We start from the raw sequence: 12,599 nt of genomic DNA on the forward strand, positions 1-12,599 counted from the left end.
CCCGTGCAACGCTAAAACAAAGAGAGAAAACAAGTAGCGATCACTTTTTGCTTTACATAACAGGGGATTTTATGTTGAAAAATCAAAATAGATTTATATATCTGTAAGAAATAGGTATCCCCTAAAGATAAAGTGAAACTTCCATCAGTGGGGGTTTTCTTCATCTTCCACCCATCTCCCTTGTTTCTCTCTGAATATTGAGGTGGGGGGTCTTACTGCCCGAAAATAACAGGATAAATGGGACGTTACACAAACTTACTATTTTCTATAGTATATTCACATTCATAAGAAACGTTTTCACACTTTAAGATTCTGTAACTTTATTTCATAAATTGACTCATACTTTGGAGTTTGATGGATGTGAGACTCATACAATGTAATCGTATCAGCCTGAAACAATATCGCATCTAATTGCTTCAGATCTTTAAGATTAAATGTTTCTTCTCCCATCCACTTACGAGCAACAGTAATATGCGGATGATAGGGACGTGTTTCAAGCGAAAAACCGTTTCTTTCACAAATAGCATGCACCTGTTTTTGCATATCAAATAACGCTTGATTTTCTTTTAATCCAGCCCAAAATATACGTGGGCTCTCTACTAGGCCAAATGTAGAAAAATTTTGCAGCGTGAGATCTAATTCCGTTTTATTTGTAAGGAGTTGTAATCCTTTCTCTATTCCTTTCAATTGTTCCTGCGCCGCACTCCCTAAAAAAGCAAGTGTAATATGATAGTCTTCCTTATATACCCATGAGCGAAATGGCAACTTATCCTTCATTTCTTCTTTGTAATTTCCAAGTATTTCTTTTATATGATCCGGCAGGGTAACTGCTAAAAAATAATGTGGTACCATTTGTATCTTCTCCTTTCTTGTTATTGTTGCTTTTCTTTTGTATCTCATTCAATTGGATAAAAAGAATCCGCTCCCTAAAATAGGGAGCGGTCATATATCACAGGAAAATCAACCTATTTCGCTAATTCATAAATTGCCTGTGCATAAATTGCTGTTGCTTTTAGTAAATCTTCTATTTCAATATACTCATCTTTTTGATGAGCAAGTTCTTCTTTTCCAGGGAAAAGCGGACCGAATGCTACACCAGCTTTTAATGAACGAGCATATGTACCGCCACCAATTGCTAATAGCTCCGCTTTCTCTCCTGTTTGTTCTTCATACACACGTTGTAATGTACGAATTAAAACATGATCTTTATCAACGTGATGCGGACGTGAGTTAGAATAATCAGCTACTTGGAAGCCTTTGTTGCCGACATAGTCTTTTAATTTCTGCACCGTCTCTTCAAAATTCGTTGTTACTGGATAGCGCACATTTAAACCTAAGTTTCCGCCTTCTTCTTTCGTATAAGAAAGGCGACCTACATTGACTGTTAACGGTCCGCTAATTTCATCTTTATAAGCGATTCCTGCTTTTTCTCCAAGCGTATCATTCGTAAATGTTTCTGTAACAAACGCCGCAAATGAAGCGCCTTTACCGTCAAGAGCAATCGTTGTTAAAAAGTTCGCTAATAAGAGTCCTGCATTTTCACCTTTTTCAGGAGTAGAACCGTGAGCTGAAACTCCTTCTAATTGTAGTGTCACGGTATTTCCTGCTACATTTGCTTTACCTGTCTTCTTCACAGTTTGTAAGTATTGTTCATAAGCATTGCTGAGTTCCTCTGCTTTTTCAGTCGTAATCACTGCTTCCGCAAAATCAGGAACCATATTTAAACGGCGACCTGAAGCAAATGAAACAAGCTCATATTCCCCGCCTTCTGTTTCGCTATTCTTTTGCACAACTTGTATATCAGAAATCCCTTTTTCCGCATTAATAATAGGAAAATCTGCATCTGGCGCGAACCCCATTGTTGGCATTTCTTCATTTTTGAAATAATGATCGACACATTTCCAGTTGCTTTCTTCATCCGTTCCTAAAATCATGCGTACGCGTTTTGAAAGCGGCAATCCTAATTCTTTTACAATTTTCATTGCATAGTAAGCAGCCATTGTTGGCCCTTTATCATCAATTGCACCGCGTGCAAAAATCTTTCTGTCACGAATATCAGCGCTGTATGCAGGAGTTGTCCAACCATCTCCTTCTGGTACAACATCAACGTGACAAAGAATGCCAACTAACTCTTCTCCTTGTCCCATTTCAAGATGCCCTGCATACCCTTCTAAATTTTTAGAAGTAAATCCTTCTACTTCCCCTTTATGTAACATGAAGGATAATGCCTTTGCTACACCTTCTCCAAACGGTGCACCTTCTTTTTCCGTTTCTTCTTCCCATACACTTTTAATTTGCAGGAATTGCTGCGCGTCATGAATTAATTCATCTTTTCTTTTCTCAACTTCTTCTGTCCAATTAATTGCTGACATAACTCATTCACCTCTTCTATATTCTCTCTTTCATCATAGCAAACGAAAATCCGATATGACAACAGGAGAACATCCAATAATGAACAATTTTAATTTTTCAGACACTTCATATTAGTTTTTCTTTTATTTTTCTAAAAAAATTTGCAGGAATTTGGCGTTTTACGTAGAAATTTATGTGGTAGTTGATAGAAGAGACATAGAATGTCAACTACCAATATTTTTATATTTTATTATTTGTTAAACTTTTGTAAAATTTAACTAGGTTAAAGCATGAAATTTGTCAAGTGGAGTACAATGGAAGTAAGGACCTTCTTTCCTGAATGGGGTCAAAAAAACTAGTAGAGGAGTGGTTTTCTCTTGAAACCTACGACTACTCGTATGCTAACACGCATTAAATCAATTTATATGTACATCAATGAGAATGGTACGGTAACGACGAAAGACCTTGTAGATGAGTTCGGGATCACACCGCGAACAATACAACGTGATCTGAATGTGTTGCAATTTAATGAACTCGTGTATAGCCCTTGCCGCGGTAAGTGGACAACAACAGGAAAGAAAGTGAGAATGACCTCATAACGAAAACAATTGTATCTAAAATATAATACATACCCCTTTCTGTAAAATCAGAAAGGGGTTCTTTCTATTTTTTAGAATCGGTCTCAATCTTGACTCTCTGTTTGAACTTGATACGTTTTTAACATTTCCACTTCTTCATCTGTTAATTCACGGTATTGACCAAGTTCTAATTCTCCATCTAACACTAAAGGTCCCATCTCCGTTCTCTTTAAGTAGACAACCTTTTTCCCTACCGCTTCAAACATGCGCTTTACTTGATGGAATTTTCCTTCTGTAATGACAAGCTCGATTTCAGACACATCATCGCTTTTCAAAATTGTAAGTTCACCTGGCTTCGTTTCATAGCCATCATCTAAAATAACACCTTTTGCAAATTCTTCTACATCTTTTTCTGTTACAACTCCAGCTACGTGTGCATAGTACTTTTTCGGAACGTGCTTTTTCGGAGATAATAACTGATGCGTAAGCTTCCCATCATTTGTTAATAATAGGAAGCCTTCTGTATCAATATCAAGTCTTCCAACTGGAAACGGATCAAAGATTGCATCTTCTAATTCCAATAAATCAACAACTGTTTCATGATTATCATCTTCTGTTGCCGAAATGACCCCTTGTGGTTTATGCATCATTAAATATACAAATTCCTTATATTCAACAATCTCACCGTGAATCGTAACCTCTTGTTCTTCTACATTCACATGAAACTTCGCATCTTTTACTGAAATTCCATCAATTTTTACAACGCCATCCTTTAATAACTTCTTTACTTCTTTTCTACTTCCGTATCCCATATTTGCTAATAATTTATCTAATCTCATTTTTTCACCTTCTTGTATTTATCATAGAAAAGGGGACGTGTATTACGCCCCTTTTGATTTCATCTTTATTTTCAGCTTACCGCCAAGCTTACGCTGAATCTTCTCTAAAGCTTCTCCGCTAAATACTCTTTCAAGTACACCTGTGCGAATCGCTAACAATCCGTAAGTAAGGCCACCAATACCTGCACAAACCGCAACTGTAATCAGTGCACCAAATCGGCCCTCAGGCGAAATCACAAAGGATAAAATTCCTTGTGATAGTTTTACGACAATGACCATCACAATTGTTAATATTGCAATTTGGAATGTTCGTTTATATACAACACCGAATGAATAGTGTGCATGTTTTCGAATTTGTTTATTCGTATACCAAATGGAAGCTAGGAATCCAATACCTGTTGCTAAAACAGCTCCAACTGTACCGAAGTAACGAATTAAAATCACATTACATAAAAACTTCAAAATAACGCCCATGCCAAGCGCAATAACCGCATGCTTCTGCTGATTAATCCCTTGCAATATCGCTGCAGTCACTGTAAATAACGCGAATAATAACGCAACTGGCGCATACCACATCAATACTTGTCCACCTAATGGATCCTTTTCATAAAACGCTGTATAAATCGGATACGCAAGCGTCGAAATACCAACTACCGCTGGTAATGTCAAGAACATATTTGCCTGGAATGTTTGTGTAATTTGTAGTTTTAAATAGCGAAATTGTTTTTCTGTAAATGATTTTGTAATTGCTGGAACAAGAGTTAAACTAAACGCCGTTGCAAGTGACACAGGAATCATAATTAATTTATGCGTCCACATCGTAAAAATACCAAGTGCTCGCTCTGCAATATCACCTTGTCCAATCGCTTGCATAATAGAGTTGAATGTTAATGTATCAATTTGTTGATATAAAGGAATTGTTAATCCAATAACAACATAAGGAATTGCATATGCAAATAATTCTTTAAATAATTGAATTGTACTTACTGTTGATTCTGGTACAGTTTGTTCAATTAAATATTGATCGAGATGCTTTTTGCGTTTTAACCAGTACCATATTAATACACCAAGCGCTCCCACAGCTGAAACAAACGCTGCGAAAGTTGCCACTCCAACTGCTGCCGCTACTGATCCACCTATTACTTTAATGACAATAAAACTACCCGCTAATAAAAAGATAATGCGAATAATTTGTTCAATAATTTGCGATACCGTAGTCGGTCCCATCGATTGATGACCTTGGAAATAACCACGAATTAAACTTGCTGCTGGTACAACAATAAGCGCAAAACTTACGAGGCGAATAATCATCGTAACATCTTCTATACTATTGTGTACACGTTGTTTACCAAGCATTGCCTCAGCAAATAATGGCGCAGACATGTAAAGAACTAAGAAGGAAAGGATTCCTGTTGCAATCATCATAACCATTCCCGAGCGGAACATTCTCCGGCTCGTCTTATAATCTCCAAGCGCATTATATTTAGAAACAAACTTTGAAACAGCAAGCGGCACTCCCGCCGTTGCAATACTTAAAAAGATCGTATATGGAATATATCCATACGTATAGAGCGTTCCGCCTTCTGTGCCAACTAAGGCATGAAATGGAAAGACATAAATCATGCCTAGAAACTTAACTAAAAAAGTTCCTAACGTCACAATAAGCGTTCCGCGCAGAAATTTTGAATCGGACATAGATGATCCTCCTACATATATAACGCTGAACTCTAACCTTTGTATTGTACCACAATTCTTCAGCGAAACAGTATATCACTGAATTTTTCTTTTCTACGAAAACATGCTATTCTTTTAGGCAGGAAATGTAGAAAATGAGGTCGATATACTATGCATTATGATGTGATTGTCATCGGAGGAGGCCCTTCAGGATTAATGGCCGCAATCGGTGCTGCTGAAGAAGGCGCACGCGTCTTGCTTCTTGATAAAGGAAATAAACTAGGACGTAAGCTTGCGATTTCTGGCGGTGGACGCTGCAACGTAACAAACCGCTTACCGCTTGATGAAATTGTGAAACATATACCAGGAAACGGTCGCTTTTTATACAGTGCCTTTTCTATCTTTAATAATGAAGATATTATTACGTTCTTCGAAAAGCTTGGTGTAAAGCTAAAAGAAGAGGATCATGGGCGCATGTTCCCTGTCTCAAATAAAGCGCAATCAGTTGTCGACGCTTTATTAACAAGACTAGAAGAACTAGGCGTTAAAATGCGTACGAACACACCTGTTGAAACGATCGAATATGAAAACGGTCAAACAAAAGCCGTTGTTCTCCAGACAGGCGAGGTTCTTGAAACAAATCATGTTGTAATTGCTGTTGGCGGAAAATCTGTCCCTCACACTGGTTCAACTGGGGATGGCTACGCTTGGGCTGAAAAAGCGGGACATACAATTACAGAACTTTTCCCAACGGAAGTCCCAATTACTTCAAACGAACCATTTATTCGTGACCGTACATTGCAAGGTCTTGCTTTACGCGATGTAAACTTAAGCGTATTAAATCCAAAAGGAAAAGCTGTCATTTCTCATAAAATGGACATGCTCTTTACCCACTTTGGTATTTCTGGCCCAGCCGCTCTTCGCTGTAGCCAATTCGTTGTAAAAACGATGAAAAAATTTAAAATGCGCGCAGTAGAAATGAGCATCGATGCACTGCCAGAAGAAAATAGCGAACAGCTCTTCCAACGCATGATGAAACAAATGAAAGAAGAACCCAAAAAAGGAATCAAAAATGTGTTAAAAGGATATGTTCCTGAACGTTATTTCCTATTCTTATTAGAAAGAAACGGAATTGACGGTAGCGAACAAGCTGGGCAAGTTTCACATGAAAAAATCCGTGCACTTGTGAAAGACTTCAAAGAGTTTAAAGTAACAGTAAACGGCACACAGCCACTTGAAAAAGCATTCGTTACAGGCGGCGGCGTTTCTGTTAAAGAAATTCATCCGAAAGAAATGGCTTCTAAATTAATGAATGGTCTATACTTCTGCGGAGAAGTTCTTGATATTCATGGCTATACAGGCGGCTACAATATCACTTCCGCTCTTGTCACAGGGCGAATCGCCGGAACAACTGCAGGACAAAACGCAAAAGTGCGGTACTAAAAAAGAAACACGGGTGGATTCTTCCCCCTCCTGTTTCTTTTTTGTTGCCTTATATAGCTTAGTAGCTTTATATTTTATATTGTTGAATATTATAAAGGGGAAAACATATGAGAAAAAAAGTCATGATATCTTTAATGTTAATGACGTTTCTTTCCGCTGTGGAAGGAACGATTGTTAGTACGGCAATCCCTCGTATAACGAGTGATTTATCTGGCGTTGAACTTGTTAGTTGGGTGTATGCAATTTATATGCTCGCAACTGCTGTCTCGACTCCAATCTACGGAAAACTAGCAGATTTATTCGGACGTAAAAAAGTACTGCTCATCGGTGCAGCCATCTTTTTAATCGGTTCTGCATTATGCGGAGTCGTGACATCGATGGAACAATTAATCGTCTTTCGCGCTCTTCAAGGTATAGGTGCCGGCGCTGTTATGCCAATTACAATGACGATTATCGGAGACTTATATAGCGAAGCAAAAGACCGTGCAAAAGCACAAGGCTGGATGAGTGCTGTTTGGGGCGTTTCAGGTGTTGTAGGACCGTTAGTAGGCGGATTTTTAGTTGACTCTCTTTCTTGGCGCTACATCTTCTTCTTAAACGTTCCATTTGGAATCCTTGCTTGTGTGATGATTGCCACTTCTTATAAAGAGTCGATCAAACCAGCGAAACATCATATCGATTATCCTGGTGCGATTATCTTCTCACTAAGTACAATCGCTTTACTTTACGCACTCTTAACAGGAAGCAGTAAGCAAAACTGGGGCGACATTACAATTATCGGCCTCCTAATCTTTGCAGCTGTTTCATTCATTATTTTCTTATTCGTTGAGAAAAAATCTCCGGAACCATTAATCCCGTTAGCACTTTTCTCAAACCGTACATTATCAACAATAAATGTACTAACGCTTATTGCTGGCGTAATGATCATTAGTATTACAATGTACCTTCCAATTTGGAGTCAAGGTGTATTAGGAAAAAATGCTACCGAAGCTGGAATTATTCTCATGCCAGTTCCCGTTATGTGGACATTTGGTGCGATTCTTTCCGGGAATTTAGTTGGTAAGTTGCAAACAAAACAAATTATTTTACTTGGAGCTAGCATTTTATCAGTCGCTACCTTCTTATTATTCATATTATCAACTCATTCACCAGCATTTCTAATTTATGTTGCGGTCGGACTATTCGGCTTAGGAATGGGACTTATTACACCAATTTATATGGTAACCATTCAAGCAGCTGTCCCTGCACATACACGCGGAACAGCAATTGGTTTAAACACATTTGTTAATACATTTAGCCAAACATTAGGTGCCGCTATCTTCGGAACAATCTTTAATACGATGATTCATGCACAAGGCATGCAAAATGTTGATCTTGTCTCAGGTGGACATGGCGGTACAACAAATGTAGTAACAAAATCACAAGAAGTATTAGCTTCGAGCGTACACATCATTTATATGAGTACATTTGCACTTGCACTACTTACACTATTTATCGGGTGGCTTCTATTAAAGCCAGCTACGCAAACAACTGAACAGTAAAAAAGAGGATGATCGTTCATAGCGATCATCCTCTTTCTATATATCGGCGATTTTTTAAATATATCCACCGTTTCTCACGATATATCGGCGATTCGACACAGAATATCGACCATTCGACAATACGTGACAACACTTACTCTTCATGTTCCACCACATATTTGAGCATAGACAATTTATTATTCCAAAACTGTTCATAATAGGAAAGCCACTGCTGTAATTCGGCCAACGGCTCAGGCTGCAACCGATATATCTTTTCTCTCCCAACTTTTCTTCTACTTACTAATTTCGCTTCTGAAAGAATGTGAAGATGTTTCGCTACAGCTGTACGACTCATTGGAAAATGATCTGTTATTTTAGAAATCGGCAATTCTTTTTCAGTTAATAACCGGAGTACTTCGCGGCGTGTTGGATCAGCAATTGCTTGAAAGACATCGTATTTCGCTGCTGATGAGGACACTTATCCTTCAACAACCTTTTTCAGTTTTTCATTTACAATTGTTACCCAGCCACCTGCCATTCTATCGCGAATAACAGAACTTTTCTCGTTTGCTTTCGGAAGAATTGTATCAGCCTGCTTCCATCCACCATGAATAAGAGTAAACTCCGTTTTATCTCCTAAATCTTTCAAAACAAATGAAACGACCCAACCATCTGTATCCCATGAAAAAGATAAACGATGAGGCTCATCAATTTCTAATACTTTACACGGAGATGGTCCAAAAGGTGATTGCACATGAAACTCATGCCCTACCTTAGGTTCAAAGTCATTTGGCATAAACCAAGATGCAATCCCTTCTGAAGTCGATACTGTATTCCATACTTTTTGAATAGGCGCTTCAAAAATAACTGTTTGTTTAATATCTTGTAATGTATTTTGCTCTTCCATATTATATCTCCTTTACGAGGCATCAAAATATAACACCTTTTGGTTTTACCTCTTGATAATATAACACCTTTTGGTTTCACGTCAAGAAACCTCCATTTGCCTGTTGAGAAATTATCAACATTTTTTCAACAGGACAAACACCAGTGCAACATTTCGTCATAATATACTCACAAAAGCAAACACATCTCAATCCTTAGCCTCCCTCCTTCCCTTGGGATTTATTTAGAAAACACATTGATATAAACGAGATATGTATACGCAATGTAATTTGAGCAGGTGGCGATTTTCAAAAACAATAAACTGACTACCTACTCACTCTTTTTCTTTAAAAATTTTTAACAATAAAAGGAGATGAAAGATATGTATTACTGCATTCATTGCTCTGAAATTCATCATGAAAGAGGTTTGACTGATCGAGTCTTCAAAAATGGTTTTTATATTGATCCATTCCTAGGTGAACGCTACCATCTCGGTATGTGTAAAGATGCTACCATTGGTGAAAAAGTTCTATCTACAAAAGAAAACCTGGCACCACAATCCATTATGAATGCTTTACCAACCCATATAATTTCTACTTAAAAACATAAAAAAGAGCTGGTTCCCCAGCTCTTTTTTATGTTTTATAGATAACCATTGCCGAAAAACAATAAATTTGATTTTCATCGTCATTAATGGATACACCAACTTGATATTTAATATCTACAAGCTGTTCGTCATTCAGCTTCTTTAGAAACACATTTACGGAGTCTTCCAAGTCCTTTTCATGACTTTCATCAAACACCTTAACGCGAATCATGTTAACACCATCCTAGATCACAGCTCTCCGCCGCTCGATTATTGCCACGGTGCGTATCTATGATGCGATAAAACTTACCATCTTCATATACATATCCGTCTTCTAACACATATTGCTTATCTTCAGTATAGACATAAAACTTACCTATCATAAATTTATTTGTATATAATTCTAAATAATTTGATTTAAATCTTGCTACTACCTTATTCGTAATATCAATTTTAATTGTGCGCCCCACCATCTCTCCCTCCTTTAAAAAGAACGGATTTAGGTATATTGTATTAACGATTTTGTATTTTATGATTAAAAAAGAGTGGATATGCCTTGTATTTTTCTGTGAGAGTTCCTCAGAATATCATTCCTTTTCACTTGCAGTTCTTTCAAAAAAAATGTTGTGATTTTTTATCTAAAAACAAGATTTAAAAAACGAACTAAAACCATTGACACGGATAGATAACATATGGTAATATAATAAATTTGATATTTTTATCCATATGTGTTATCATTACATATAGTTACCACATATGGAGGTGGATGATTTGTTTCAAATTGGTGATAAAATTGTTTACCCTATGCACGGAGCAGGAATAATCGAAGCGATTGAGGATAAAGAAGTGTTAGGAAAAATACGTCAGTATTGTGTAATACACATGGTTATTAGCGATATGCAAGTGATGATTCCTATGGATAAAGTAGAAAATTCAGGCATACGTTATGTTGTTGACAAAAATACATTAAACGATGTATTAGTTGACATTCATAATGGTGAAGCTGACCACTCACTCTCATGGAAACAAAGATATACCATGAACATGGAGAAAATGAAAAACGGGAAGCTTCTAGACGGTGCTGAAGTTGTTCGCGATTTAATTCGCCGCAATAAAGAAAGAGCATTAAATGCGAGTGAAAAACAGATGCTAGACAACGCGCGCAGAATTTTAATTAGTGAAGTTGCACTTGTGCAAAATGTTTCAGAAAATCAAGCAACTTATATCCTACAAGATACCATCAGTCATTAATCTAAAAATATATATTCAAATTGAAAAACTGATATACAACCTTTCTTTTTTGGTGAGAGAAAGCATCCGGGGCCATGCATAGAAGCGGTCAGACCCTCTTCCTGCCCCATGCCAAATAAAAACAAAAGGAGAAAACAAGTAACGGTCACCTTGTACTCTTCCCTTCAAACCAATACAAATAGCAGCATGACTCCAGTACAAGAACTAGAATCATGCTGCTTTATTTTTCGATTTTTTTAAGAAACAGTGTAATTGTTCCCTCTATTTGTTATTTAACATCACTAACAACTTTTCTTGACTATACATCCACACTGTAATAATTAAACAAGCAAGCGCTACTTCTGAAAGTGCCATAAATCCAATTGCATAATGACCAGTTAGTTGGAATAGTAACGTTAAAATTAACGGTGGGAAAAAGCCCCCTAAGCCGCCTAAAGCTGCAACAAGTCCGTTTACAACCCCTGCTTGCGCAGAAAAGTACATTGGTACAAGTTTGAAAATTGTTCCATTTCCAATTCCTGCGCAAAATGCGACGAGCAAGCAACCAAATGTATATACGTTCATACTTGGCATAAACGATAAAATAATACCAGATAGTGTTAAACCGATGAATACAAAGATTAAAATTTTAAATGGGTTAAACTTATCACCGAGCCAACCACCAATTGGGCGCATGGCTGTTGCCAATACGATGAATCCAGCTGTCCGCATACCTGCATCTACTTTCTCTAATCCAAAGTGAGATACTAAGAAGTTTGGTAAGTATACTGTAAATGCAACAAATGACCCAAAAGTTAAGAAATAGAAAATACATAAGAACCAAAGTTTTTCATTTTTGTATACACCTTTTAACTGTTCCATTAATGGTGTATTTACTTTTCGCTCACTCCGATCACCTAATAAAAAGTTCAGAAGTGCAAAAATAGCAAGTAAGATTAAAAAGGATTGCACAGTTGCTCTCCATCCAAATGAAGTCGCAATGACAGGTGCTAAGAAAGATGTAACTGCTGTTCCTGCATTACCTACACCGTAAATACCATTTACAAAACCGTGACGCTCTTTCGGATAATATTTCGGCAGAGACGTTACACCTACAGAGAATACAGCTCCGCCAATCCCTGCAAATAAACCGCCGATAATTAAATCCATCATCGAATTCGCAATACTAATATAAAAGACAGGGAATAATAGCATAATAAAGCTTATAAAGAATAATTTTCTCGCTCCGTAACGATTGGTCCAATAACCAATTGGTATTCGAAGCACCGACCCTAAAATAACAGGTACTGCTGTGACAAGGGAAATTTGTCCTGCTGTTAACGCAATGTCTACTTTAATAAATGGCATTAATGAAGATAAAATCACCCACACCATAAAACCAATAATAAGATTAGAAGTTTGTAAACCTAACTGAAAATTCGGACTTTTCATCCTTTTCGCCTCCTATTTTGCTCATTTTTTCACAATGTAT

The 12,599-nt window shown here is 37.2% G+C and carries 14 protein-coding genes; 5 read left to right on the forward strand and 9 right to left on the reverse strand.

The window, feature by feature from the left end:
• Window positions 1-297: 297 nt before the first annotated feature.
• Complete coding sequence (gene thpR, locus ACM6HU_RS03645; RefSeq protein ID WP_016116692.1) at window positions 298-852, reverse strand: RNA 2',3'-cyclic phosphodiesterase; 555 nt, start codon at window positions 850-852, stop codon at window positions 298-300.
• A gap of 113 nt (window positions 853-965) precedes the next feature.
• On the reverse strand, window positions 966-2,372 hold the full coding sequence (gene pepV / locus ACM6HU_RS03650) for a dipeptidase PepV (protein ID WP_414847998.1): 1,407 nt from the start codon (window positions 2,370-2,372) through the stop codon (window positions 966-968).
• Window positions 2,373-2,729: 357 nt separating this feature from the next.
• Here pepV and ACM6HU_RS03655 point away from each other — a divergent pair, with 357 nt between their 5' ends.
• Window positions 2,730-2,951 carry a DeoR family transcriptional regulator gene (locus ACM6HU_RS03655; RefSeq protein ID WP_000805512.1) on the forward strand — a complete coding sequence of 74 codons (222 nt, stop codon included), beginning with the start codon at window positions 2,730-2,732 and terminating at the stop codon, window positions 2,949-2,951.
• Window positions 2,952-3,034: 83 nt separating this feature from the next.
• Here ACM6HU_RS03655 and ACM6HU_RS03660 read toward each other — a convergent pair whose 3' ends face one another.
• A complete protein-coding gene (locus ACM6HU_RS03660) occupies window positions 3,035-3,769 on the reverse strand; it encodes a pseudouridine synthase (RefSeq protein WP_016116694.1) in 735 nt (244 codons plus the stop codon).
• 42 nt (window positions 3,770-3,811) lie between these two features.
• Window positions 3,812-5,464 (reverse strand): polysaccharide biosynthesis protein, encoded by a 1,653-nt coding sequence (locus ACM6HU_RS03665; RefSeq protein ID WP_016132126.1) that lies wholly within the window; start codon window positions 5,462-5,464, stop codon window positions 3,812-3,814.
• Between the two features lie 150 nt (window positions 5,465-5,614).
• Here ACM6HU_RS03665 and ACM6HU_RS03670 point away from each other — a divergent pair, with 150 nt between their 5' ends.
• Window positions 5,615-6,886, forward strand: coding sequence for an NAD(P)/FAD-dependent oxidoreductase (locus ACM6HU_RS03670; protein ID WP_016116696.1), 1,272 nt, complete (start codon window positions 5,615-5,617; stop codon window positions 6,884-6,886).
• Between the two features lie 107 nt (window positions 6,887-6,993).
• Window positions 6,994-8,427 (forward strand): MDR family MFS transporter, encoded by a 1,434-nt coding sequence (locus ACM6HU_RS03675; protein ID WP_016116697.1) that lies wholly within the window; start codon window positions 6,994-6,996, stop codon window positions 8,425-8,427.
• A 133-nt stretch (window positions 8,428-8,560) separates the two neighbouring features.
• Here the strand turns inward: ACM6HU_RS03675 and ACM6HU_RS03680 are convergent, their stop codons facing one another.
• Both ACM6HU_RS03680 and ACM6HU_RS03685 read right to left on the reverse strand, forming a co-directional pair.
• Entirely contained in the window at window positions 8,561-8,884 is a 324-nt protein-coding gene (locus ACM6HU_RS03680) for an ArsR/SmtB family transcription factor (RefSeq protein ID WP_016116698.1), read from the reverse strand.
• Entirely contained in the window at window positions 8,885-9,313 is a 429-nt protein-coding gene (locus tag ACM6HU_RS03685; RefSeq protein WP_016116699.1) for an SRPBCC family protein, read from the reverse strand.
• 360 nt (window positions 9,314-9,673) lie between these two features.
• Between ACM6HU_RS03685 and ACM6HU_RS03690 the strand changes: the two genes are divergently transcribed.
• A complete protein-coding gene (locus ACM6HU_RS03690; protein ID WP_016116700.1) occupies window positions 9,674-9,892 on the forward strand; it encodes a DUF3973 domain-containing protein in 219 nt (72 codons plus the stop codon).
• Window positions 9,893-9,926: 34 nt separating this feature from the next.
• Here ACM6HU_RS03690 and ACM6HU_RS03695 read toward each other — a convergent pair whose 3' ends face one another.
• Both ACM6HU_RS03695 and ACM6HU_RS03700 read right to left on the reverse strand, forming a co-directional pair.
• A complete protein-coding gene (locus ACM6HU_RS03695; protein WP_003201211.1) occupies window positions 9,927-10,109 on the reverse strand; it encodes a sporulation protein Cse60 in 183 nt (60 codons plus the stop codon).
• Between the two features lies 1 nt (window position 10,110).
• Window positions 10,111-10,347, reverse strand: a complete 237-nt coding sequence (locus ACM6HU_RS03700; RefSeq protein ID WP_033671564.1) for a DUF2553 family protein — start codon at window positions 10,345-10,347, stop codon at window positions 10,111-10,113.
• A gap of 286 nt (window positions 10,348-10,633) precedes the next feature.
• Here ACM6HU_RS03700 and ACM6HU_RS03705 point away from each other — a divergent pair, with 286 nt between their 5' ends.
• Window positions 10,634-11,128, forward strand: coding sequence for a CarD family transcriptional regulator (locus ACM6HU_RS03705; RefSeq protein ID WP_077295330.1), 495 nt, complete (start codon window positions 10,634-10,636; stop codon window positions 11,126-11,128).
• Between the two features lie 261 nt (window positions 11,129-11,389).
• Here ACM6HU_RS03705 and ACM6HU_RS03710 read toward each other — a convergent pair whose 3' ends face one another.
• Entirely contained in the window at window positions 11,390-12,559 is a 1,170-nt protein-coding gene (locus ACM6HU_RS03710; RefSeq protein ID WP_016116703.1) for a nitrate/nitrite transporter, read from the reverse strand.
• Between the last annotated feature and the right edge of the window lie 40 nt (window positions 12,560-12,599).

This window comes from Bacillus sp. IT-79MI2, assembly GCF_949768135.1.
GTDB classification, from domain to species: Bacteria; Bacillota; Bacilli; order Bacillales; family Bacillaceae_G; genus Bacillus_A; species Bacillus_A pseudomycoides.

Excerpts from the sequence above, each read along its gene's own strand:
- ACM6HU_RS03690 (WP_016116700.1), top strand. The coding sequence starts at position 9,674 with ATGTATTACTGCATTCATTGCTCTGAAATTCATCATGAAAGAGGTTTG.
- ACM6HU_RS03665 (WP_016132126.1), bottom strand. The coding sequence starts at position 5,464 with ATGTCCGATTCAAAATTTCTGCGCGGAACGCTTATTGTGACGTTAGGA.
- ACM6HU_RS03675 (WP_016116697.1), top strand. The coding sequence starts at position 6,994 with ATGAGAAAAAAAGTCATGATATCTTTAATGTTAATGACGTTTCTTTCC.
- pepV (WP_414847998.1), bottom strand. The coding sequence starts at position 2,372 with ATGTCAGCAATTAATTGGACAGAAGAAGTTGAGAAAAGAAAAGATGAA.
- ACM6HU_RS03685 (WP_016116699.1), bottom strand. The coding sequence starts at position 9,313 with ATGGAAGAGCAAAATACATTACAAGATATTAAACAAACAGTTATTTTT.
- ACM6HU_RS03660 (WP_016116694.1), bottom strand. The coding sequence starts at position 3,769 with ATGAGATTAGATAAATTATTAGCAAATATGGGATACGGAAGTAGAAAA.
- ACM6HU_RS03670 (WP_016116696.1), top strand. The coding sequence starts at position 5,615 with ATGCATTATGATGTGATTGTCATCGGAGGAGGCCCTTCAGGATTAATG.
- ACM6HU_RS03710 (WP_016116703.1), bottom strand. The coding sequence starts at position 12,559 with ATGAAAAGTCCGAATTTTCAGTTAGGTTTACAAACTTCTAATCTTATT.
- thpR (WP_016116692.1), bottom strand. The coding sequence starts at position 852 with ATGGTACCACATTATTTTTTAGCAGTTACCCTGCCGGATCATATAAAA.
- ACM6HU_RS03695 (WP_003201211.1), bottom strand. The coding sequence starts at position 10,109 with ATGATTCGCGTTAAGGTGTTTGATGAAAGTCATGAAAAGGACTTGGAA.
- ACM6HU_RS03705 (WP_077295330.1), top strand. The coding sequence starts at position 10,634 with ATGGAGGTGGATGATTTGTTTCAAATTGGTGATAAAATTGTTTACCCT.